The organism is Metabacillus indicus LMG 22858 (assembly GCF_000708755.2).
Lineage (GTDB): Bacteria > Bacillota > Bacilli > Bacillales > Bacillaceae > Bacillus_P > Bacillus_P indicus.
The window spans coordinates 657641-678369 of record NZ_JGVU02000002.1 but is presented as its reverse complement, the minus strand read 5'-3'; the positions used below and the strand labels follow the sequence as shown (position 1 = coordinate 678369).

19 protein-coding genes are annotated in these 20729 nt (G+C 44.6%); 15 read left to right on the top strand and 4 right to left on the bottom strand.

Going from position 1 to position 20729, the window contains the following annotated elements:
* Position 1: 1 nt before the first annotated feature.
* The 5 genes from AZ46_RS06525 to AZ46_RS06505 all read left to right on the top strand — a co-directional run bounded on the left by AZ46_RS06525 (position 2) and on the right by AZ46_RS06505 (position 4973).
* A complete protein-coding gene (locus AZ46_RS06525; RefSeq protein ID WP_051865310.1) occupies positions 2-757 on the top strand; it encodes an STAS domain-containing protein in 756 nt (251 codons plus the stop codon).
* Positions 758-887: 130 nt separating this feature from the next.
* Complete coding sequence (locus tag AZ46_RS06520; protein ID WP_029280824.1) at positions 888-2675, top strand: S9 family peptidase; 1788 nt, start codon at positions 888-890, stop codon at positions 2673-2675.
* A 14-nt stretch (positions 2676-2689) separates the two neighbouring features.
* Positions 2690-3460, top strand: a complete 771-nt coding sequence (locus AZ46_RS06515; protein ID WP_029280825.1) for an SDR family oxidoreductase — start codon at positions 2690-2692, stop codon at positions 3458-3460.
* Positions 3461-3477: 17 nt separating this feature from the next.
* Positions 3478-4629: a GNAT family N-acetyltransferase gene (locus AZ46_RS06510; protein WP_029280826.1), complete on the top strand. Its 1152-nt coding sequence runs from the start codon at positions 3478-3480 to the stop codon at positions 4627-4629.
* Between the two features lie 44 nt (positions 4630-4673).
* The gene (locus AZ46_RS06505; protein WP_029280827.1) at positions 4674-4973 is read left to right on the top strand and encodes an RNA polymerase alpha subunit C-terminal domain-containing protein; all 300 of its coding nucleotides are present in this window, start codon (positions 4674-4676) and stop codon (positions 4971-4973) included.
* Positions 4974-5056: 83 nt separating this feature from the next.
* Here AZ46_RS06505 and AZ46_RS06500 read toward each other — a convergent pair whose 3' ends face one another.
* Positions 5057-6931, bottom strand: coding sequence for a terpene cyclase/mutase family protein (locus tag AZ46_RS06500; protein ID WP_029280829.1), 1875 nt, complete (start codon positions 6929-6931; stop codon positions 5057-5059).
* A 118-nt stretch (positions 6932-7049) separates the two neighbouring features.
* Between AZ46_RS06500 and AZ46_RS06495 the strand changes: the two genes are divergently transcribed.
* Entirely contained in the window at positions 7050-7253 is a 204-nt protein-coding gene (locus AZ46_RS06495; RefSeq protein WP_029280830.1) for a DUF6501 family protein, read from the top strand.
* Positions 7254-7371: 118 nt separating this feature from the next.
* Here the strand turns inward: AZ46_RS06495 and AZ46_RS06490 are convergent, their stop codons facing one another.
* Together AZ46_RS06490 and AZ46_RS06485 are read right to left on the bottom strand one after the other, a co-directional pair.
* Positions 7372-8859, bottom strand: a complete 1488-nt coding sequence (locus AZ46_RS06490) for an aldehyde dehydrogenase family protein (RefSeq protein ID WP_029280831.1) — start codon at positions 8857-8859, stop codon at positions 7372-7374.
* Positions 8860-9064: 205 nt separating this feature from the next.
* On the bottom strand, positions 9065-9271 hold the full coding sequence (locus AZ46_RS06485) for a hypothetical protein (protein WP_029280832.1): 207 nt from the start codon (positions 9269-9271) through the stop codon (positions 9065-9067).
* A 181-nt stretch (positions 9272-9452) separates the two neighbouring features.
* Between AZ46_RS06485 and AZ46_RS06480 the strand changes: the two genes are divergently transcribed.
* The 9 genes from AZ46_RS06480 (at position 9453) to AZ46_RS06435 (ending at position 19320) form a co-directional block, all read left to right on the top strand.
* Positions 9453-10304, top strand: coding sequence for a GRP family sugar transporter (locus AZ46_RS06480; RefSeq protein WP_029280833.1), 852 nt, complete (start codon positions 9453-9455; stop codon positions 10302-10304).
* Between the two features lie 15 nt (positions 10305-10319).
* Positions 10320-11105 (top strand): glucose-1-dehydrogenase, encoded by a 786-nt coding sequence (locus tag AZ46_RS06475; RefSeq protein ID WP_029280834.1) that lies wholly within the window; start codon positions 10320-10322, stop codon positions 11103-11105.
* Between the two features lie 150 nt (positions 11106-11255).
* Complete coding sequence (locus AZ46_RS06470) at positions 11256-12047, top strand: STAS domain-containing protein (RefSeq protein WP_152554725.1); 792 nt, start codon at positions 11256-11258, stop codon at positions 12045-12047.
* Between the two features lie 121 nt (positions 12048-12168).
* Entirely contained in the window at positions 12169-12660 is a 492-nt protein-coding gene (locus AZ46_RS06465) for a YhcN/YlaJ family sporulation lipoprotein (protein ID WP_029280836.1), read from the top strand.
* Positions 12661-12772: 112 nt separating this feature from the next.
* Positions 12773-14212: a phospholipase D family protein gene (locus AZ46_RS06460; protein WP_029280837.1), complete on the top strand. Its 1440-nt coding sequence runs from the start codon at positions 12773-12775 to the stop codon at positions 14210-14212.
* Positions 14213-14309: 97 nt separating this feature from the next.
* Positions 14310-15170, top strand: coding sequence for a GNAT family N-acetyltransferase (locus tag AZ46_RS06455; RefSeq protein ID WP_029280838.1), 861 nt, complete (start codon positions 14310-14312; stop codon positions 15168-15170).
* Positions 15171-16086: 916 nt separating this feature from the next.
* On the top strand, positions 16087-17412 hold the full coding sequence (locus tag AZ46_RS06445) for an FAD-dependent oxidoreductase (RefSeq protein WP_029280841.1): 1326 nt from the start codon (positions 16087-16089) through the stop codon (positions 17410-17412).
* Positions 17412-18419: a class I SAM-dependent methyltransferase gene (locus AZ46_RS06440; RefSeq protein WP_029280842.1), complete on the top strand. Its 1008-nt coding sequence runs from the start codon at positions 17412-17414 to the stop codon at positions 18417-18419. The genes AZ46_RS06445 and AZ46_RS06440 overlap by 1 nt, the downstream gene beginning before the upstream one ends.
* Positions 18420-18582: 163 nt before the next feature.
* Complete coding sequence (locus AZ46_RS06435; RefSeq protein ID WP_029280843.1) at positions 18583-19320, top strand: SDR family NAD(P)-dependent oxidoreductase; 738 nt, start codon at positions 18583-18585, stop codon at positions 19318-19320.
* On the opposite strand, the gene AZ46_RS06430 is transcribed toward AZ46_RS06435, so the two are convergent.
* A complete protein-coding gene (locus AZ46_RS06430; RefSeq protein ID WP_029280844.1) occupies positions 19317-20507 on the bottom strand; it encodes an alanyl-tRNA editing protein in 1191 nt (396 codons plus the stop codon). The genes AZ46_RS06435 and AZ46_RS06430 overlap by 4 nt on opposite strands.
* Positions 20508-20729 lie beyond the last annotated feature (222 nt).

Below are 20729 nucleotides of genomic sequence, written 5' to 3'. Positions count from 1 at the left end.
TATGCAGCAAGTAATTGACATGATGAACCGGAACGAGGAGCTGCTTTTTCAGAAATGGGAAGGTGAAGTAGCGAGCCCGAATTTTTTAACGGAAGAGGATAAGCGGAAAACGTTCCAGATCATCTTCAGTCAAATCAGCCAATCGGAAAACGAAGCTGTTCAGTTCTTTAAAGAGTGGATTGACAGGCACTTCAGGGAAGAAGAGTGCTTAAAGTATTTGGTCGCGTCCATTCAGCAATTTAAACGCACAATTATTGAGGCAATGGAAGATTCGGCCATCGCAGATGAGCTCTATGAGAAAACGGACAGCTGGTTTGATCCGATGATTGCCGACCTCGTGAATATTTGCACGGACTGCTGGCATGAAGCATACAGAAAACAGGACAGCATGATTAATGAGCTTTCGGCACCAATTATCCCTATTTCAAAAGACGTTTGCATCCTTCCGTTAATCGGTGCGGTTCATGATGAACGCGCTGCTGTTATTATCGAAAATCTGCTCCACAGTGTGAAAACCTATCAATGCCGTTACGTCATTATGGAAATAACAGGGGTTCCCGTTGTTGATACATATGTGGCGAATCATCTGATTCAGGCAGCTGAAGCGGTAAAACTCCTCGGTGCACAGTGCATGATTGTCGGGATCAGGCCTGAGATCGCCCAGACTCTCATCAATCTCGGTGTTTCAATGGACAGCATCCAAACATTTTCCAATTTGCAGACTGGGTTACGATTTATTCAAACGAAGGAAAAATAAGGTCCTGGAAAGGGCCTTTTAGTCTGTCTAAAGGTTTACATAACAAAATTATCGTTTACTAATGTGATGGAGGAATTTATTCCTTTTTGTCGAATAAGAACATGAAATGATTTTTTAAGGGGTGTACATAATGATTACTTTTAAACAGCCGGATGTTGAGCAATTTTTGAACGTGCTGTCCATTCAGGATTTCATCGTTTCGCCAGATGGCAATCAGCTTGTGTTCAGTACAAATATCGGAGGCCATTACAATCTGTGGGCGATGGATCTTCCAAACCACTATCCATATCCTCTTACAACTGTGAACCAGGCATGCGGGAGCCTTGCTTATAACAGCCGGGCGGAATTTATCCTTGCAGGCTTTGACAGGGACGGGGACGAAAATACGCAGCTTTATGCCTTGTCAAAAAAGGGAGGTGCGCAGATTCCGCTGCGCATTGCCGAAGGAGAACGGCATATGCAGCCGTTTTTTTCAAAGGACCAAACATCGCTGTATTACACTTCAACTAAAAATGGCCATGAAACAAACCTTGCAGTATACCGCTATGAAATCGAAAGTGAAAAAGAGGAACTGATGCATAAGGGCACAGATGCGCCAATTTATTTGCTTGCTGTATCACCGCAAGAAACAAGCTTTGTCTTTATAAAGAATTTCAGCAATACGTCATCTCTCCTCTATGTTAGAAAAGACGGAGAAGACATACTCGCTGCACCGGAAAGTGAAGTCTCTTATACGCAGAGTGATGCTGTCTACATATCTGAGGATGAATTCTATTTTCTGACGAACTATGAATCAGACTTTTCCTATCTGGCAAAATTCCATCTTCCGTCAAAGAGTTTTGAAAAGGTTCTGCAGCTTGAAGGGAAAGACTGCAGTACTCTGAAATATGATTCTTTTACAGGCAAGTTTTATATCATTGCAGAAAAAGGCGTCAAAGATGAGCTCTATTGTTTTGATTTGTCAGATCAGTCCTATGAGCAGCTTGACGTGCCTGCCGACCGCATCAGCAAACTGCAAATTACAAAGGAAGGCAAGCTGTTCCTCCTTGGACAGTCTGCTATTATGCCGCTGAATATCTTCAGCAGAACGCCGTCCCACTCATGGCACCAAATAACAAATCATGGTGTTCCCGGACTCTCGCCGGAGGATTTGGTGAACCCGGAAACGGTTACCTATTCCTCCTTTGACGGCATGACGATTGAAGCCTCTCTTTATAGGGCACATGCGGATGTAAGCAACCACCATATGATTATCTGGCCTCATGGCGGTCCTCAATCTGCTGAGACCAATGCGTTCAGGGCTTTATTTCAATATCTTCTGAAAAGCGGCTACAGCATTTTTGCTCCCAATTTCAGAGGATCAACACGATACGGACTGTCATTTTCAAAACTGGTCGAAGGAGACTGGGGGAATGGGCCGCGATTTGACATGACAGCCGGAATTGACTGGCTGATCGGGGAAGGGCTTGCTGATAATGAAAAAATCTTTCTGATGGGCGGAAGCTATGGCGGATATATGGCTCTGCTGCTGCACGGGCGTCACTCTGACTACTTCAAAGCGGTGGTGGATATTTTCGGGCCAAGCGACCTCTTTTCGTTTATTGAGAGTGTACCGGAATTCTGGAAGCCTGCAATGGATCAGTGGGTAGGCAATCCTGTTCGCGACCGTGAAAAACTGATTGATTTTTCACCGATTACCCATATTGACGGCATGACAAAGCCGATGCTTGTGATCCAAGGGGCAAACGATCCCCGTGTTGTCAAAGCAGAGTCTGATAAGATTGTAGAAGCATTGCGGCAAAAAGGAAGAAAAACAGACTATATCGTGCTTGAAGACGAGGGGCATGGATTTTCAAAAAAAGAAAATGAGATTCTTGTATACAAAGCAATTGCTGATTTCTTGAATCAGCATCTCTAAAAGCAGGTGAATGAATGACTAGCAGAAAAATGGCGATTGTGACCGGAGCAAGCAGACAATCAGGAATCGGGGCAGCCATATGCCTGGAGCTTGCTGAGGCAGGCATTGATATCTTTTTTACTTATTACAGACCTTATGATTCCGAGCAGCCATGGGGCTCATTAAAGGAAGACATAGAAAAACTGGAAGAGAGCATTTTTCAAAAGGGAGTCCGCTGCGCCAGCATGGAGCTTGATTTAACAGATGCAGCTTCTTTTTCCATGCTGTTTGACGAGGCGGAGAGAACGCTTGGCGAGGCAGCCATTCTTATTAATAATGCAGCATACTCTGTCTTCAGCGATGCAGAAACACTTACATCAGCTATTCTGGATCGTCACTATCTCCTAAATGTGCGGGCCCCAATCATGCTTAGCACCGAGTTTGCGCGGCGATTTACAAGGGGACGGGGAGGAAGAGTGATCACCCTCACTTCCGGACAGTCGCTTGGCCCGATGCCGGGTGAGCTTGCTTATGCTGCAACAAAAGCGTGTATACCTGACATGACAAAAACGCTGGCGGCTGAAATCGGCCATAAGGGGATTACAGTCAATGCCGTGAATCCCGGTCCGACAGATACAGGGTGGATGACTGATGAAATAAAGGCTTCTCTGCTTTTGAAATTCCCGGCAGGGAGAATTGGTAAGCCACAGGATGCTGCAAGGCTTATTGCCTTTTTGGCAAGTGAGCAAAGCGAGTGGGTCACCGGCCAGACGATCCATTCAGAAGGCGGATTTATCCGATCATGAAAGAGGGGACTATCAAGATGACAGTCGTGAAGCTGACAAAAGAGCATTACAAAGAAGCAATGAAATTATCAGAATATGCTTTTCAGTACAAAGTACCTGAGGAGAAGGTGGAAGAACGGCTGGATTTGATGGATAAACATCATCAGCTGTATGGTGTTTTTTCAGGAGAAGAGCTTGCAGCAAAGCTTCATTTGCTGCCTTTAGAGGTGTATATCGGAGGACGGACAGTAAAAATGGGCGGAGTCGCCGGTGTAGCGACATATCCTGAATACCGCAGAAGCGGGTTTGTCCGGGAAATGCTGACGGACCTATTGGAGACGATGAAAAATGAAGGCTATACGATTTCCATGCTTCATCCCTTTTCCGTTCCTTTTTACCGGAAATACGGGTGGGAACTTTTCAGCAGCTATTTAAAAGCATCTTTAAAATCCGAGAGTCTTGTCATGAAAAAACAGGATCTTGGAACTGTAAAGCGTCATGCCGGAAAGGATGGCCATTCCGAAGAAATTGAGAAGGTTTATGATCAGTTCGCCTCGAGATTTACTGGCATGCTGAAAAGGGAGACAAGATGGTGGCAGCAATCCATATACAGCGACGATACCTATGCAGCAGTCTATTACAATGAAAACGGTGCGGCAGAAGGGTATCTCCTATATGCAGTGAAAGATTCCAAGATGACTGTGGAAGAATTTGTTCCGCTGACACCTTCAGCGAGAACAGGGTTATGGAATTTCATCTGCCAGCATGATTCGATGATCAAAGACCTTGAAATCACTACGTTTGAAAGTGATCCTCTTTTCTATTCACTTAAAGAGCCAAGAATTAAAGCAGAAGTGACTCCTTACTTTATGGCGAGAATTGTAGATGCAGCAGCCTTTTTAAGAAACTATGAATTTGCATCACAAGAACGAACGGTCCTCACGATCAAGGATGAATATGCTCCCTGGAACAATGGGACGTATGAGATTACTGATGGAAACGTGACGAAAACAGACGCTGATAAGGGCGAAATCAGCCTTTCCATTAATGCGCTGACAGCAGCCTTATTTGGATATATGCGGCCGTCGGATCTTTATGAAATTGGGGAAATGGAAGGCAGTGAAGAGGCAATAGCCCGTCTCGAACGGCTGATTCCGGACAGAAAAGCGTTTTTTAATGATTTCTTTTAACAGGATTGAACCGGTAATAAAGGATTCTCGTGAAATGGAGGTCAATGACGATGGCGGATAAAACATTGAGGACTTGTAAAAAGGGCCACAATTATTTTAAAAGCTCGGATTGTCCAACTTGCCCTAAATGTGAATCAGAAAGAGAGATTGAAAGTGATTTTCTTTCAAAGATAAGTGCACCTGCCAGGAGAGCTCTTGAACGCAACAGTATTACTTCACTTGAGCGCCTGTCAGAGTATAGTGAACCGGATATCTTGAAGCTGCATGGAGTCGGTCCCAGTTCAATCCCAAAGTTAAGCGGCGCATTGAAAGAGGCCGGTTTATCATTTAAGAAAACGGATTAATCCAGCAATTAAGTGAAGTCTTACAGCGTCACCAGCCTATATTGAATATAGAAATTGGGAGCCTTGAGGAAAAGGCTCCTTTTTTACTTCATTTTCAGGTAACGACTTAAAGCAAGCAGCGGAAAAATTCTGCCATAGCTGTGATAGCGAATGTAAAATTGTTTTGGCAGACCGATGCCGGTAGGATATTCATCGCATTTTTGATCAAATGGCTGCAGCAGCCGGTTAACGGCAAGCTGAACAGCCTCATGCTCTTTATCAAGAACGGTGAGAAGGGCATCAAGCGCCCACGCTGTTTGAGACGGTGTGCTGTATCCAAGAGGCACATAGGATTTTACCTCGCAGCTTCTGCAGGATTCACCAAATCCGCCATCTCTGTTTTGGATGCTCAGCAGCCAGTTTACGGCATTCTGAATGGATGCGTTGTTAGGAGATACACCTGCAGCTCTCATTCCTGTAATGGCTGCCCACGTCCCGTAAATGTAGCAGACTCCCCAGCGTCCATACCAGGAACCGTTTTCTTCCTGATTGCTTTTGAGCCAGTTGATTGCAGCTTTTGCAGAAGGATGATACTTCTTTAGTCCGGCAAACGATCCAAAATATTCAAGCACGCGCCCTGTGAGGTCTGCTGTAGAAGGATCGGCTGCAGCATCTCCTGCATTTTCAAGAGGAAGCATTGCAGCCAAAGCACTGTCCGTATTCTTTTCAAATGCAGCAAAACCGCCGTCACGGTTTTGCATGGAAAGCAGCCAGGAGGTCCCTCTGTTCCAACTGGAAAAAATGAGGGGATCATACATTGCTGCAGGTGTTAACGCCCGAAGAGCTGCAGCTGTATCATCATTATCCGGATGATTTGTGTTGATGTCTGAAAATCCCCAGCCGCCAGCTTCTTTGCTGGGATTATGAACCGCCCAGTCAGCTTTTTTGATGTGCTGCCTTTTCAGCAAATAGGCAGAAGCCGCCGCAATTATCGGGTCATGACAGCTGAGACCTGCTGATTGAAGGCTGTAGTTCAGAAGGGCTGTGTCCCACAGAGTGGATGTCGAGTTTTCAAGAGTGGCAAGATCGTCCTTTTTATAGATTAGCGATTTTAATCCTGATAGGGCACGCTGGATTTGCGATGATTGTTCACTATAATCCAAAGCGAGTAATCCGTAGATCATAAAAAACGTGGCGCTTGCATAGCTGAAAAGTGTTCCGTCTGCTTCAACCCGGTCGAGGATGTATCTTTCTGCTGCCTGATATCCAGATTTATGAAGATAGGCAGGAAAGGCTGCAAGGGAGCGTATCGTCTGCAAGAAAAGGTTTGGGCCTGATCGCACATCACGGTGCAGGGACAGCCAGTCGATTGATTTGGGTTTAGATGCATAAAGGTGTGAAAAGTCAGCTGTTCCAAGTCCCTTATGGATATACTTTTTATTCATGGCGAGTATCATCGGCATAAAATGGATTCTTGCGTAGGAACTTAGCTGATACATACTTAAGGGGGAAGATGCCGGGAGCAGCAAGTAAGACAATGGAAATCTGAAATGTTTCGGCCATGGATAAAGTCCGTTAACGGCAAGCATCCATTTTGTCATAAAATGTACGTCAGACAGTCCGCCATTTGCGAGAATAAATGCTTCTGCACGCTGAAGTTGAGGGCTTGCAGCGGTGAAGTGTCCTGAAATAATCAGCGCCGTATAGGCCTGAACAGTTGCTGTCAGATTTCCGTCCTGTTCATCCTCATACAGTCTCCACATGCCGTCATCAGACTGGATTCTTAACAGCCTCCGGACAAGTTTTTCAATCAGTTGTTCATCCTGATTTCCAAGGGATCTGAGCGTAATGATCATAAACGCATCAGTCATAGGTCCGCCCTCAAAGCAGAAGCGAAAGGAACCATCCGGCCTTTGAACGCCTCTGAGCTCTGATATCCGCTTTTGCACTGCATCTTCAGTCCGTTTTAATAGGTTCATATGTTTCACCTCATCTTCATCAGCCTATTCGCGGAGAGCGAAGGTTATGACTCAGCGGGTGGCGGCACTTACATTTCTATAGTATAATGAGGTCAAAATGCGCAAAGGAGAATCACGGATGATTCATCAGGACTGGCTTAACAGAGAAACAATCAAAACGGTTACCTGCAAACATACAAACGCCGAGAAGTATATGGTCAACAGGGTGTTAACGGCGGGAAATACATATGAAGTGAAAAATGAAACAGAAGAATTTTACTTTGTTATCGACAATAATGGGAAAGTAAGCGGTTTTTACAAAGATTATTTCGAGGAAAAGTAAGAAGCGGCATCGTCTGGATTGATCAGGCGGTGTTTTTTTATTGGCTTTTAGCATGCTTGCAAAAAAAATGCCCGATGAGGCAATAAGACCTCAAGCGGGCAGGGGAGGATACCAGCATTTAACGCTGCAAATTGATCCAGACACTTTTTACTTCTGTATAGTTATCGAGCGCATACGAGCCCATTTCCCGTCCAAGACCGGATTGTTTGTAGCCTCCAAATGGAGAAGCGGCATCAAATGCGTTGTAGCAGTTAACCCAGACCGTTCCGGCTTTCAGTTTGCCTGCCACATAATGCGCGTTTGCAATGTCGCGGGTCCAGAGTCCTGCGGCCAGGCCGTATTCGCTCTGGTTGGCGCGGTTGATCACTTCATCAAGATCATCATAAGGCATAGCGGCGATAACCGGTCCGAAGATCTCTTCTCTTGCAATCGTCATTTCATCTTTCACAGCAGAGAAAATCGTTGGGGATACAAAGTATCCATTTTCGGATGGTGAGCTTCCGCCAGTCAGAATTTCGGCTCCTTCTTCGACTCCGCGCTGGATGTAGTTCAGCACGCGGTTTTGCTGTTCGTCGGAAACGAGCGGCCCGATTTGTGTTTCCGGCTCAATTCCTGCTCCCTGACGGATGTTTTTAGCGTGCGACACCATGTCTGCCACGACATTATCATAATGCTTTTTCTGAATGAAGACGCGGGAGCCTGCGCAGCAGACTTGCCCCTGGTTAAACATGACTCCAGTAAGCGCACCTGGGACTGCTGCTGACAGGTCAGCATCCGGAAGAATGATGTTTGGAGATTTCCCTCCAAGCTCAAGTGTAACGCGCTTTAACGATTTTGCCGCTTTTTCCATAATCATTTTTCCGACAGGTGTTGATCCTGTGAAAGCAATCTTGTCAACATCAGGATGCATGACAAGGGCATCTCCTGCCGTCTCGCCGAATCCAGGTACAATATTCACAACACCTTCAGGGAAACCGGCTTCTGCTATGAGCTCTGCCAGATACAGGGCAGAAAGAGGTGTTTGTTCAGCAGGCTTCAGGACCACTGTACAGCCCGTTGCAAGAGCAGCACCAAGCTTCCACATCGCCATGAGCAGCGGGAAATTCCACGGGATGATCTGTCCGACAACCCCTAATGCTTCATGTCTTGTATAGTTGAAATATTGTCCGCTGACAGGAATCGTCTGTCCGACAATTTTTGTTGACCAGCCGGCATAATAGCGCATATGCTCAATCGCTAGCGGAACATCAGCGTTAGTTGTTTCATTAATCGGTTTTCCGTTATCTAATGTTTCAAGCTGTGCCAGTTCTTCTTTATTGGCTTCCATCAGGTCTGCAAGCTTGTACATCAATCTGCTGCGCTCAGCCGCGCTCATTTTTGACCATGGACCGCTGTCAAACGCTCTTCTTGCGGCTTTTACAGCAAGATCAATGTCGGCTTTATCCCCTTCGTACACGGAAGCGAGCGTTTCTCCGGTCGCAGGGTTAGGTGTATTAAATGTCTTTTTAGAAATGCTTTCTACAAATTCCCCGTTAATAAACAGTTTTTTCTTTCCCTGCAGAAATTTCTCCAGTTTTTCTCCAGCCTTCAGTGTAGCTTGACTCATTTCATCAGCCTCCTAAATATTTGTGGTGAAAACCTATGTAGAAAATCGTGCTGAAGACCCGCCGACAAGATGCAGGTCATTTCCTGCCATTATGTAAGCGGTTACAAATAGAATAATATATCAAAAATTCAAAATTTACAATAAATAAGGGTTTTGTATGCAAATTTTTTTAGGTTTGATAAATATAAAAAGAAGAACCGGCATCTTACCAAAAGTGCCGGTTCTTCTTTTTGAGAAATAAATAGAGCGGAAAGAGGGTTGAAAACTGTTCATATGAATCGTACTCAAACGTTTCAAAAAAACCTCTGAGCTCATCTGCATCAGCATCCTTGAAAATCCCTGATTCTTCAAGAGGGTATCTGTCTCTAAGATAGAGGTCCCACACACCATATTCAGCAAAAACATCTTCCACATTTGACCCTCCTTTTTATCCAGTATAAAAAAACGGCGTGATCTATAAACCTGCTGTTTCATTTTTTCTTATTAGTGGAATGAACTAAGGCAGGCGGTGTTATTTTCCGCATAAGGGGAAATAATACTTTCAAATGTCCAAATAGCAGCACGACTACATAGTAGAAAGGATTATCATCATGATTGGAATATTGCTTGCTTTAATTCCCGCTGTTGCGTGGGGAAGTCTTGTCCTTGTGAGTGTCAAGCTCGGCGGTAATGCATACAGCCAAACACTTGGTATTACAATAGGAGCGTTTTTATTTTCCATTGTTATGTTCTTTTTTTCAACTCCTGATCTCACTCCGGTTGTCTGGTCGATTGGAATTGTCTCGGGTATTTTCTGGACGGTCGGGCAGCTGAATCAGCTTGCCAGTGTCAAGCATATCGGCGTATCCAAAACCGTGCCGATCTCAACAGGCATGCAGCTCCTGGGGACGACACTGTTCGGCGTTCTGCTCTTTAAAGAATGGGACACTAAAATGACGGTTATCCTTGGAAGCCTTGCTATCCTCCTGATCATTACGGGAGTAGTATTTACCTCCATTGGACAGAAGGATGAAGAAGGGGCCGGCAAGAGTCTGAAGCGGGGACTATTCATTTTGTTCATTTCGTCAATCGGGTATATTGGCTACGTCATCATCATCCGTTATTTTGAGATTGACGGCTGGGCAGCCATTTTGCCGCAGGCGATCGGGATGGTGCTCGCAGCCATTATTCTAACAGCGAGACACAAGCCGTTTGATAAATATGCGCTGCGGAACATTTTGACAGGATTAATGTGGGCAGCAGGAAACCTGGGACTGCTGCTCTCGCTTCCGAAAATCGGAGTTGCCACAAGCTTTTCTTTATCCCAGACAGGGATCATCATTTCCACACTTGGCGGAATCTTTCTGCTTGGTGAAAAAAAGACAAAAAAGCAGATTGTGCTTGTTATTATCGGTTGCGTGCTGATTATCGGAGGCGGAGTGCTGCTTGGCTATACAAAAAGGTAAATGGAGGAATGCAGAATGTATGAAAGCTTAAAAGGAAAAGTGGCTGCTGTTACCGGGGCATCATCCGGACTTGGAAAAGCCATTGCGCAGCGCTTTGCAAAAGAGGGCGTAAAAGTCGTTGTCAACTACTTAACAGAGGATGATAAGCCCGACCTTGTCATTGAAGAGATCAAGGCAAACGGCGGCGAGGCTTCAAAAATTCAGGGTGATGTCTCACAGGAGCATGATGTGAAGCGTATTGTCCAGTTTGCAGTCGATACTTACGGCACACTTGATATTATGGTCAATAATGCAGGAATACAAGCTGAGATTCCCACTGAAGAACTGAGCCTTGAAAACTGGAATAAAGTCATACAGACAAACCTGACAGGCTGTTTTTTAGGAAGCAGAGAAGCAATCAGGCATATGCTTGATCACAATATTAAAGGATCGGTCATCAATATGTCATCTGTGCATCAGCAGATTCCCTGGCCTCATTTTGCCCACTATGCAGCAAGCAAAGGCGGAATTAAACTTCTGACTGAAACCCTTGCACTCGAATACGCTTCATCCGGCATCCGCGTCAACAATATCGCGCCGGGAGCAATAGATACACCAATCAATGCCGAAAAATTTGCGGATCCTGAGATTAAAAAAGATGTCATTGACCTCATCCCAATGGGATACATCGGCAAACCGGAAGAAATCGCTGCCTGTGTAGCTTTCCTTGCTTCATCAGAGGCAAGCTACGTAACAGGAATCACCCTTTATGCAGACGGCGGAATGACAAAATACCCGAGCTTCCAGGCTGGAAAAGGATAAAAAAGGTGAAAGAGGGGTCAGTCCCGCTGTGTGTTAACGCACAGCGGGACTGACCCCTCGGCACGTTTATTCTTTTCAAAATGGTGGAAAAGGATATAATTGTGAATACATACAGAAAAATAGTCTTCTAGGGGGAAGAGGCAAGTGAAAATGAGTTCATCGATTTTAGAGGATATGAATGTTTATTCTCTGCTGGACCGGATAGGGGAAGGGCTAATTTTTGCAGATGATGAGTACCGCATTATCTGGATAAATCATGCGGCAAAAGAGATTCTTTCAAAAGTGGGGCCGCTTGCCGGAATGGCTGATCCTGAAGCATTCATCGGATTTGATATCCGGCACTTTCATGGGAAAAAGCAAAATGACATTCTTAAAAACGGTCCGTTTCCTCACAGTGCCCAGATCAGGCTGTTTAACCGGTTCACAGCTAATATCGTTGTGGACAAACTGACCAATCTTCAAGGAGAACAGACAGGATTTGTCCTGACATGGCGTGATGTCACAGAATATGAAAATGTGATAGAAGAGGGAAAAGCGCTGCTTGAGGAAATGTATACGCCCATCATCGGGACTGCACTCGACTCCGCTCTTTTGATCGCTCTGACTGGAACACTGACTGAAGAAAGAATGGAAAAAATGAAAGAGAAGATCCTGAGGGAAGCCGCCGAGCGGAGAGCTGAATACATGATCTTCGACTTTACAGGCATTAGCGAGACGTTCGATGAAACCATTGCGTTTCATCTTAACCAAATTGCAGAAGGCCTGCGGCTTATTGGGACCGAATCCATCTTTGCGGGGATGAACCCAAAGCTTGTGCAGCATATCATTCATCAGGGATATACACTGAATGTAAAAACGTTTCAATCCTTTAAACAGGGGATTTTTTATATCTGGAAAGAAAAAGGGTATGCACTCCATAAAATCACCGGCCAGCCTTCTTGATGGGGCTGGTTTTCATTTTGTCTCCCATAAAAACGATTTGTCTAAGTATTTTTGGTCTTCCTGCATAATCGGTCGGCAACTGCAGAAAATAAAATGAAGAAAAAAATGGGAGGCATGCTGAATGAAAAATATGATCCTTACTGGAGCAGCTATCTTTTTTTCTGTCCTGATTGCATCAGGCTGCGGAATGGATAACAATGCTCGTGAAAACGACAACATCATGAACAATGAGCTTAAGAACGTCACTTATGACGAACAAACCAATGACAACCGCGAAAACCGCATGAATGTTGCCGACGATGCAGCAAAGAAAGTGGCAGATCTGGAAGAAATCAAATACGCGAATGTGATTGTTCTTGATAACACGGCCTATGCCGCTGTCATGCTGGAAGGAAATCCTAAAGGCAAGCTGTCAGATGATCTGAAAAACAAAGTGGCTGATCAGGTCAGATCAACTGACCGCAACCTGGACAATGTATTTGTTTCGGAGAATCCGGACTTTTTTGACCGTGTAAAAGACTACGGCGATAAAATCCGCAACGGCGAGCCGGTTTCAGGATTGGCAGATGAATTCGGTGAAATGGTGAAGCGTATGTTTCCCCAGTCTAAATAACTGATTGAACGGGCCGCAGCCAGTCTGCGGTCTATTTTCTTGTTAAAGGTTTTTGTATCAATGAAAAAGGGGATATAAAGAAAGCCATTATTTTGTTGTAGGGGGAGTTTTATTGTCAAGGTCTAAATTTGCAGGCTATAAAAAGAAACGCCTGTTGGTCATTCTGCTTATTTTTATTGTTTTAACAGGTACTGTTATGTATCAAAGCTATAAGCCTCTTCCAGACGGTCTTTCGTATGAAGGGAAAGTCCGCAAGGTGGAGGACGTCGATTTTTTATATGACCTGACGTATCAGAAAGAAAACAGGGTCAAATCAGACCGGATGATATTTGATGCTGTGCTTAAAGCGATTGATGATGCTGAAGAATTTGTTGTGATTGATTTATTTTTGTTTAACGGCTATTACAATAAGGGAGAATCATATCCCGATATCAGTGCTCAGCTGACAGAAAAGCTGCTTCAAAAAAAGAAAGAAAATCCCGACATGCCGATTGTCTTTATTACAGATGAAATCAATACCTCATACGGGTCACACAAATCAAAGGAGCTTGAAGCATTTAAGGATGCAGGCATAGATGTCGTTCTGTCGGATATGGAGCCTCTCCGCGATTCAAATCCGCTGTATTCCAGTGTCTGGAGAACGTTTTTTCAATGGTTCGGCCAGTCAGGAAAAGGCTGGGTGACTAATCCGTTTGGAGATACAGCTCCTGATATGACGGTAAGGTCTTATTTAAAGCTCTTTAATGTAAAGGCAAATCACAGAAAGGCGGTCGCAACGGAGAAAATAGCAATAGTCTCGTCCGCAAATCCTCACGATGCCAGCGGGTTTCATTCCAATACAGCTTTTCAGGTAAGCGGAAATGTCATTGCAGATGTACTCGAATCTGAACAGGCTGTATCGGACTATTCCGGAGGGCCCAAGCTTCCTGAGTACACTGAGTCAGGTAATGAAAAAGGGAATATAGATGTGCAGGTGCTGACTGAAGGGAAAATATATGAGCATTTGCTGTCGTCAATCAGAGCTGCAGAAAAAAATGATGTCATTTGGATGGGTATGTTTTATTTAGCTGACAGAAAAGTGATCAACTCGCTCGTTGAGGCATCTAACCGCGGCGTTAAGGTGAACATGATCCTTGATCCGAATCAAAATGCCTTCGGCCAGGAGAAAATCGGACTGCCTAACCGGCCTGTTGCTGAAGAACTGATGGAAGATACGAAAAACAAAGCGAGTATCAGATGGTATAACACAACAAATGAACAGTATCATCCAAAGCTTCTTTATATTAAAGGGAAAAAGAAATCCACGATCATCAGCGGTTCGGCGAATTTCACAAAACGAAATCTTGATGATCTTAATCTTGAGAATGACTTGAAAATTTCCGCCCCTCAGAATGAGGATGTTATGAAAGAAGTGGAAGCGTATTTCACAAAACTCTGGACGAATGACGGAGCAGAATATACGCTGAATGTTGAAAAATACAGAGATGACATGCCGCTATTCAAAAGGGGTATTTATGCTCTGCAGAAATTCTTCAGGTTTACAACCTTCTAAACTCCGGGATTTGCCTCGGGGTTTTTTTATAAAAAAAATAAATTTTAAAGGAAATACGGGGGGGTGAATCTAATAAAAAGATTAGAGGTGATAATGGATGATGCTTAAAGAATACAAAGACCGCCGCAAGTACATTGAAAAATCAGAACCGCTGCTTATGAGACAGGAAGCAGAGAATAACTTGGCACTCGGACTTCTGTCTGTTTTCAAAAAGACGGTTCCGCCATCAGAGGTATATACGGCTCTGATGGAAACAGAAGGGGCAGTTGCGTCAGCGCTTCTTATGACACCCCCTCATAATTTAATCCTTACATATAATCACGATGTAATGAGTGAAAGATTGATTGCTGAAATGGTCAGTCAGCTGATCTCTGCAGGGGTTTCTGTACCGGGTGCTGTCGGAGAAAGGTACTGGACAGAGAGATTTGCCAAAGAGTGGGCTGTGCAGACCGGGGGTAGAGCCGACATTGTGATGGAACAAAAAATTTATCAGCTTCATGAGGTGCAGCCTGCTGCAGGCAGTGAAGGAAGCTTTCAAAAAGCAAAACTTGAACACCTCCCGCTCTTAACAGAGTGGATGGCGGACTTTATGACGTTTACAAACGAGCCTCCGATTACGACGCTCCAGTCAGCAGAAAGAATGAAGAAATTTCTCGCGGAGGACTCTGTTTACATCTGGTCTGTTGACGGAGTGCCTGTTTCCATGGCAAAAAAATCACGGGCAACTAAAAACGGCATAACGGTATCCCTTGTATACACACCGGAAAAATTCAGGGGTAGAGGATATGCGAGCAGCTGCGTTGCCGCACTTAGCAGTGAGCTATTGAAGGATTATTCATTCTGCACTCTCTATACAGACCTGTCGAATCCAACATCGAACAGCATCTATCAGAAGATAGGCTATAAGCCGATACAGGATTCTGTGATGATTTCATTTACAGATCAAGGGGCAGTGTGAAAGCGCCGTTCAACTTTTTGACTCAAGATTGCTATTAACAGCAGTCTTGGGTTTTTTTGTGTTTGGATGGAGCATTGACTTCATGAATTGCTGGTGATTCAACGCTCTTGCGGAAAATGGAACCTTAAAAATTGCTCGAGGGTGAGCATAGGGTACCATATTGGCGAAATGCAACCCTATAAATTGGTTGCGGCTGAATAGAGGATACCATACTGGCGAAATGCAGCCCTATAAATCGGTCACGGCTGAATAGAGGTCACCATTCTTGCGAAATGCAACCCTATAAATTGATTGCGGCTGAATAGAGGGTACCATACTGGCGAAATGCAACCCTATAAATTGGTTGCGGCTGAATAGAGGGTACCATAGTGGCGAAATGCAACCCTATAAATTGGTTGCGGCTGAATAGAAGGTACCATATTGTCAAAATGCATCCCTATAAAACGCTGTCGCAGAAATATAGGTTACCATTCATGCGAAATGCAACCCTATAAATTGGTCACGGCTGAATAAAGGGTACCATTCTGGCAACACGCATCCTCATAAAAAGCGCGAATAACGCGATTTTTTATCTGACTGAAAGGGTTGAACAGTCGGCTCCGCTTTTCACATTGTCCAGCTCCGCCTCCTAGTCCTTCTGTCAGAACAAAATCACCGAAAAAGTCAAACCCGGACTTTTCCGGTGATTTCTTATCTGCCTGCCAGGCCTGAACAGTCGGCTCCGCTTTTCGCATTGTCCAGCTCCATCAGCCAACTCCTCCGTCAGAACAAAATTGCCCAAAAAGGCAAACCCGGCCTTTCTGGTCAATTTCTTTTCTGCCTGTCGGAGCTAAACGGCTGATTCCGCTTTTCTAGAGAGTTTACCGGTTTCAATGTTTCCCAATTGTGGAAATGAAAGGTGAAAGGCGGTGGGAGGATGAAAACACAGGTTTTAGTCATTGGCGGGGGGGTTGGAGGGCTGACCGCTGCTCTGAAGCTTGCCAAGTGCGGGATAGATGTTTGCGTGGTAGAACAGACAAAGGGCTCCCCGCATTTATATAAAGGTGAGCTGCTTCAGCCAAAAAGTCTTGAAATCTTTGATGCTCTCGGATTAGCAGAGCCTGTTCTCAGATCAGGACACCGAATCAATGAAATTGAAATGAATGAAATGAAACGGAAGAAAGGTTCATATAGATTGCTTGGTTCAGCTGTCATGCGTTACGGAATCATTGAGAGCAAGTACAATTTTGCTTTGATGATCCCCCATGAAAAATTAAAGGAACTGCTGCTTGAAGAAGCCAAAAAGTTTCCTTCTTTCCATTACATACAGCCTGCACGATTCAAGGCATTCAATGATAATTCCGCAGCGATTGTATCAATAGGAAAAGAGGAAACGGAAATTCAGGCTGATTATTTTATCGGTGCTGAAGGAAGAAAATCCAACGTCAGAAAGGCGATGAACGTCAGCCTGAATGAGCATGCATATGACCATCACTTTTTAACTGTTACGTTCAAAAGGCCTGCAGATATGACGGAAGGAAAGATCATCTCTACGCCGCATGCTTTCCTCGGACTCTTTCCCCTTCCCGACAATGAAGTCAGAACGGTTTACCTCATCCAATCAGGTGCCTATCAGTCCCTCAAGTCAAAGGGCATTGAACATCTTCACAGCAAGTATATTGAGTTGTGTCCTGAGCTTAATGGCTATGTGACCGAACTAAGGGAGTGGAAAAAAATACAGCTGATGATTCCCGTACACTTCCACGCAGATTCATATGTGTCGGGGAACATGGCGATTCTCGGAGATTCTGCGCACAGCGTGCATCCAATGGCAGGGGAAGGCATGAATCTTGCCATACAGGACGGAGATGTCCTCGGTGAGCTGCTTTGCTGGATGTACAGGCATAATGAACACAGTCAGGATAACTTAAAGTGGTATGAGAAAGTTCGCAAATCAAGGGTGGATTTCATTTTAAGCCTCAGCCACCTGTCAGCTCTCGCTTATTCAAAGCCATTCAGGTACTTTGGTTCACTCAGAAACAGAAGCCTCAAACAGATGACAGATGATGAAAAGCTTCATACAAAGCAAATGCTTAACATTTCGGGGCTTGGAATTTGGAAGGAATCGTTTGTGGACAGGCTGATTCAGATCGGCCTGATGCCGGCGAGATCAATCCAGAATATTGAATTTTTGCATACCCGCTACATGTTCACGTATGAAAATGATTATCCTTGGGAAGCGAAAGGGAGGTACAGCCGTTGATGATTGCTGAATATGTAAGGCTTTTCAAAGCGAGGAGCTGGATGAAGAAGAACTTGCCGTTTTTATACAGCTGGCACGCATATGTCGGGTATGAACTTGATCTATTTGAAATATTCAAATCACCAAAAACGATTGAAGAGGTTGCAGCAAGTCATTCACTAGAAACAGAGATTCTCGAACGCTGGGTGGAAGTGGGGGTTTCTATTAAATATCTAAAAAAGGTTCCTAGAAATAAATTTAAAACCTCCAGAAGCTTTATGCTGCCTGACAGCAAGCGCGATCCAAAGTCTGTCGGCATTTTGCTGAAAGAAATGATGGAGCTGCACATCCCCGCACTGTTGACTTACCCTTCCATTATGAAAACAGATGAACGCCAGACCTTTGATCATAAGCAGCACGGTGCAACGGTTGCAGAAACCTCTGCTATGCTGGAACAGCTGGCTTATCCTAAGCTTGTGCAGATCCTGAAGAAAAACAGCATCCATACGGTTGTGGATGTAGGCTGCGGACACGGGGGCTACATGCAGAAGCTGTCCAAGTCTTTTCCGGATTTAATATTAACAGGTGTTGAGGTTAATAAGGACGTGGCAGAAGAAGCCGCCCATCGCTGCAGCGAGCTTAAAAACATTTCAATTGATTGTATGGATATTGAAGAATGGTCGCCGGAAAATAAAGCAGACCTGATCATGATGAATAATCTGCTGCACTATCTCTCTCCCGAAAAACGTCCGAAGGTCATCAGCAGATTAAGCAGCTCTCTTTCTCCAAATGGAATGATTACCATTATTACGCCAATTCGAAAGCCGAAGCATGGAAAGCAGTTTTCAAGTGTCTTTAATAGTTTTTTTACTGCTTTTGATAATTTGTACGCCCTTCCTACTAAAAGAGAACTGGATGCTCTTGCAAAACAGTCCGGCATGAGGCTTCAAAGCCTGAAACCAATCATACGTGAAGGCGGCTGGTATTTTGCCATTCTTGTCAACAATGGGGGCACAAAAGCCGATTGAATATGTTCGATTAAAAAGGCCAACTGCTTTAAAGTTGGCCTTTTTAATCGAACCTCGGGGTGCAAGCTATATTAATTGAATCTTACGGATTTTGAGATTATACTTGAAACTGGATGTGTTTACCATTTGAAATACATACTATATGACCGCTTTGGAGGATATCATGAATTTAGCAAATAAATCTGCCCTGGTGACAGGAGCTTCCCGGGGACTGGGAAAAGCTATTGCTTTGGAGCTCGCTCGCCAGGGAGCAGAAGTTTACTTGAATTACGCTGCGTCAGAGCAGCAGGCGCTGAACGTGCTTTCACAGATAAGAGAGCAGGGGGGAAAAGCGTATCTTGCCCAGGGAGATCTTACTTCCGAGGAAGGAATCAGACAGGCAGCCGGGGGAAGGACGTATGACATACTTGTTAATAATGCCACAGGTCCTCAGCCGGAGCTGTCATTGGAAGAGGCAACATGGAAAGACTACGAAGACCAGCTTGTCTTTTTCGTAAAAGCTCCGCTGCTTCTGCTGAAAGAAGTTCTGCCTGGAATGAAGCAAAAAAGAAACGGTTCAGTTATACATATCGGCAGTGAAGTCATAACTCTGGGAAACTCTCATTTTTCAAGTTATGTAACGGCAAAATCAGCCATGCTAGGAATGACCAGGTCATGGGCAAGTGAACTCGGAGAATACGGCATCCGGGTTAATTTAGTCAATCCGGGCTTTATTCCGGTAGAGCGTCATCGTGATGTTGGGGCAGATGACCTTGCCGCCTATAAATCAGGCGTTCCACTTAATAGAATGGGAACACCTGAGGAGCTAGCCAAGACGGTTGCCTTTCTGGCGTCAGATGAGTCAGCTTATATAACAGGACAAACGATTACAGTGAATGGCGGTCACACATTTGGCATTTAGTTCAGCGGACGATCCTCAGATGCTTGTATGATCTGCTCTTTCATAGCTCGAAAGAATGATTCCGTTTCATTGCTGTCTGCTAATTTAGCCTGTGCCTGATTTTCGCTTCCGCCGCCTTTGCCGCTGAACGCTTTCAGGCACTCTCTAATTGTATGGCCGGCATGAATGCTGTTTTTTTGACTGAACAGAACTGCGTGTTCACTCTTCGAACCCAGCAGGACAATATCCTTTCCGCTTTCATGAAATGCTGCCGCCAGGAACTGAAGGTCTTTCAGCGATGATCTTTCTTTGAGGACTGCTGCCATTTTTCCAGGCTGGTCATTGTTCATTTTTTCTGCTAGCAATAAAGCATTCTCAGCTTTTAGAAATTCCAATTCTTTGTGCAGCTGTTTCATTTCCTGTTCTATTGAACAGAGCCGCTCAGGGATCTCTGTCTGTGAGGATTGAAAAAAGCGCGCTGTATGTTTAACAAGTCTATGTGCTTCCTGAAACTCTGACAGAGCCCGAAAGCCGCATATAAAATGAAGCCTGATCCTTCCTTTTTGTTTTTCCGTTTTCAAGAGCTTCACAAGGCCAATTTCACCTGTTCCTGCTGTGTGTGTACCGCAGCATGCTGAGGTATCGATCCCATCAATTTGAACAATGCGAAGGGGTCCATCCACTTCTGGAACCTTTCGCAGCGGCAGGTTTTTAAGATCATCTGAACCGGCAAAAAAGGTACGGATTTTTCGATTTTCAAAGATATAGTGATTGGCTTTGTTTTCAATTTCGGTCATTTGATCTTCAGATAAGTGCGGAGTATTCAGATCGATCGTGACGGTCTCTGATCCAAGATGAAAGCTTTCAGTTTCATAACCGTACAGTTCAAGGCACACCGCCGACAGAAGGTGCTGTCCTGAGTGATGCTGCATGTGATCTATTCTGCGGCGGCTGTCGAGAAAGCAGTTTGCAGACATCCCTGCAGGATATTCAGACACAATATGGTAAAGTTCATTCTCATCTTCTATTAAATCAAGAACTGGAACCGCTGCGATCGTCCCGATATCAGATGGCTGGCCGCCGCCTTCAGGATAAAAGGCGCTCTCTTTGAGAACAACAGCTTTTCTCCCATCTATAACTGTACAGCGGACAATCTCCGTCTGCCATTCAAACGTTTTTGGGGAAGTATAATAGAGCTTTTCAGTCATAAAGGTTAGTCCTTTCGTCGTGGAATGTCTTACATTCTATCAAAAACGGAGTGAATTTGCGTAAAGATTGTTAAGATTTCAGAAAAATTAGCAATACGAAGGAATTGTTGTATCTACTTAACACGTTATGTGTTACGCTTAATCTAACAATCTTATATTGCGCAATCCTTTTTCCGTTGTCCTCAGGCTGATAAAAACATACAAACGATTGGTAGGTGATTT

What these genes read in the sequence shown, in the direction of transcription:
- AZ46_RS06520 (WP_029280824.1), top strand. Translation starts at nt 888, where the DNA reads ATGATTACTTTTAAACAGCCGGATGTTGAGCAATTTTTGAACGTGCTG.
- AZ46_RS06495 (WP_029280830.1), top strand. Translation starts at nt 7,050, where the DNA reads ATGATTCATCAGGACTGGCTTAACAGAGAAACAATCAAAACGGTTACC.
- AZ46_RS06435 (WP_029280843.1), top strand. Translation starts at nt 18,583, where the DNA reads ATGAATTTAGCAAATAAATCTGCCCTGGTGACAGGAGCTTCCCGGGGA.
- AZ46_RS06445 (WP_029280841.1), top strand. Translation starts at nt 16,087, where the DNA reads ATGAAAACACAGGTTTTAGTCATTGGCGGGGGGGTTGGAGGGCTGACC.
- AZ46_RS06525 (WP_051865310.1), top strand. Translation starts at nt 2, where the DNA reads ATGCAGCAAGTAATTGACATGATGAACCGGAACGAGGAGCTGCTTTTT.
- AZ46_RS06440 (WP_029280842.1), top strand. Translation starts at nt 17,412, where the DNA reads ATGATTGCTGAATATGTAAGGCTTTTCAAAGCGAGGAGCTGGATGAAG.
- AZ46_RS06455 (WP_029280838.1), top strand. Translation starts at nt 14,310, where the DNA reads ATGATGCTTAAAGAATACAAAGACCGCCGCAAGTACATTGAAAAATCA.
- AZ46_RS06475 (WP_029280834.1), top strand. Translation starts at nt 10,320, where the DNA reads ATGTATGAAAGCTTAAAAGGAAAAGTGGCTGCTGTTACCGGGGCATCA.
- AZ46_RS06430 (WP_029280844.1), bottom strand. Translation starts at nt 20,507, where the DNA reads ATGACTGAAAAGCTCTATTATACTTCCCCAAAAACGTTTGAATGGCAG.
- AZ46_RS06470 (WP_152554725.1), top strand. Translation starts at nt 11,256, where the DNA reads ATGAGTTCATCGATTTTAGAGGATATGAATGTTTATTCTCTGCTGGAC.
- AZ46_RS06500 (WP_029280829.1), bottom strand. Translation starts at nt 6,931, where the DNA reads ATGAACCTATTAAAACGGACTGAAGATGCAGTGCAAAAGCGGATATCA.
- AZ46_RS06510 (WP_029280826.1), top strand. Translation starts at nt 3,478, where the DNA reads ATGACAGTCGTGAAGCTGACAAAAGAGCATTACAAAGAAGCAATGAAA.
- AZ46_RS06490 (WP_029280831.1), bottom strand. Translation starts at nt 8,859, where the DNA reads ATGAGTCAAGCTACACTGAAGGCTGGAGAAAAACTGGAGAAATTTCTG.
- AZ46_RS06515 (WP_029280825.1), top strand. Translation starts at nt 2,690, where the DNA reads ATGACTAGCAGAAAAATGGCGATTGTGACCGGAGCAAGCAGACAATCA.
- AZ46_RS06505 (WP_029280827.1), top strand. Translation starts at nt 4,674, where the DNA reads ATGACGATGGCGGATAAAACATTGAGGACTTGTAAAAAGGGCCACAAT.
- AZ46_RS06465 (WP_029280836.1), top strand. Translation starts at nt 12,169, where the DNA reads ATGAAAAATATGATCCTTACTGGAGCAGCTATCTTTTTTTCTGTCCTG.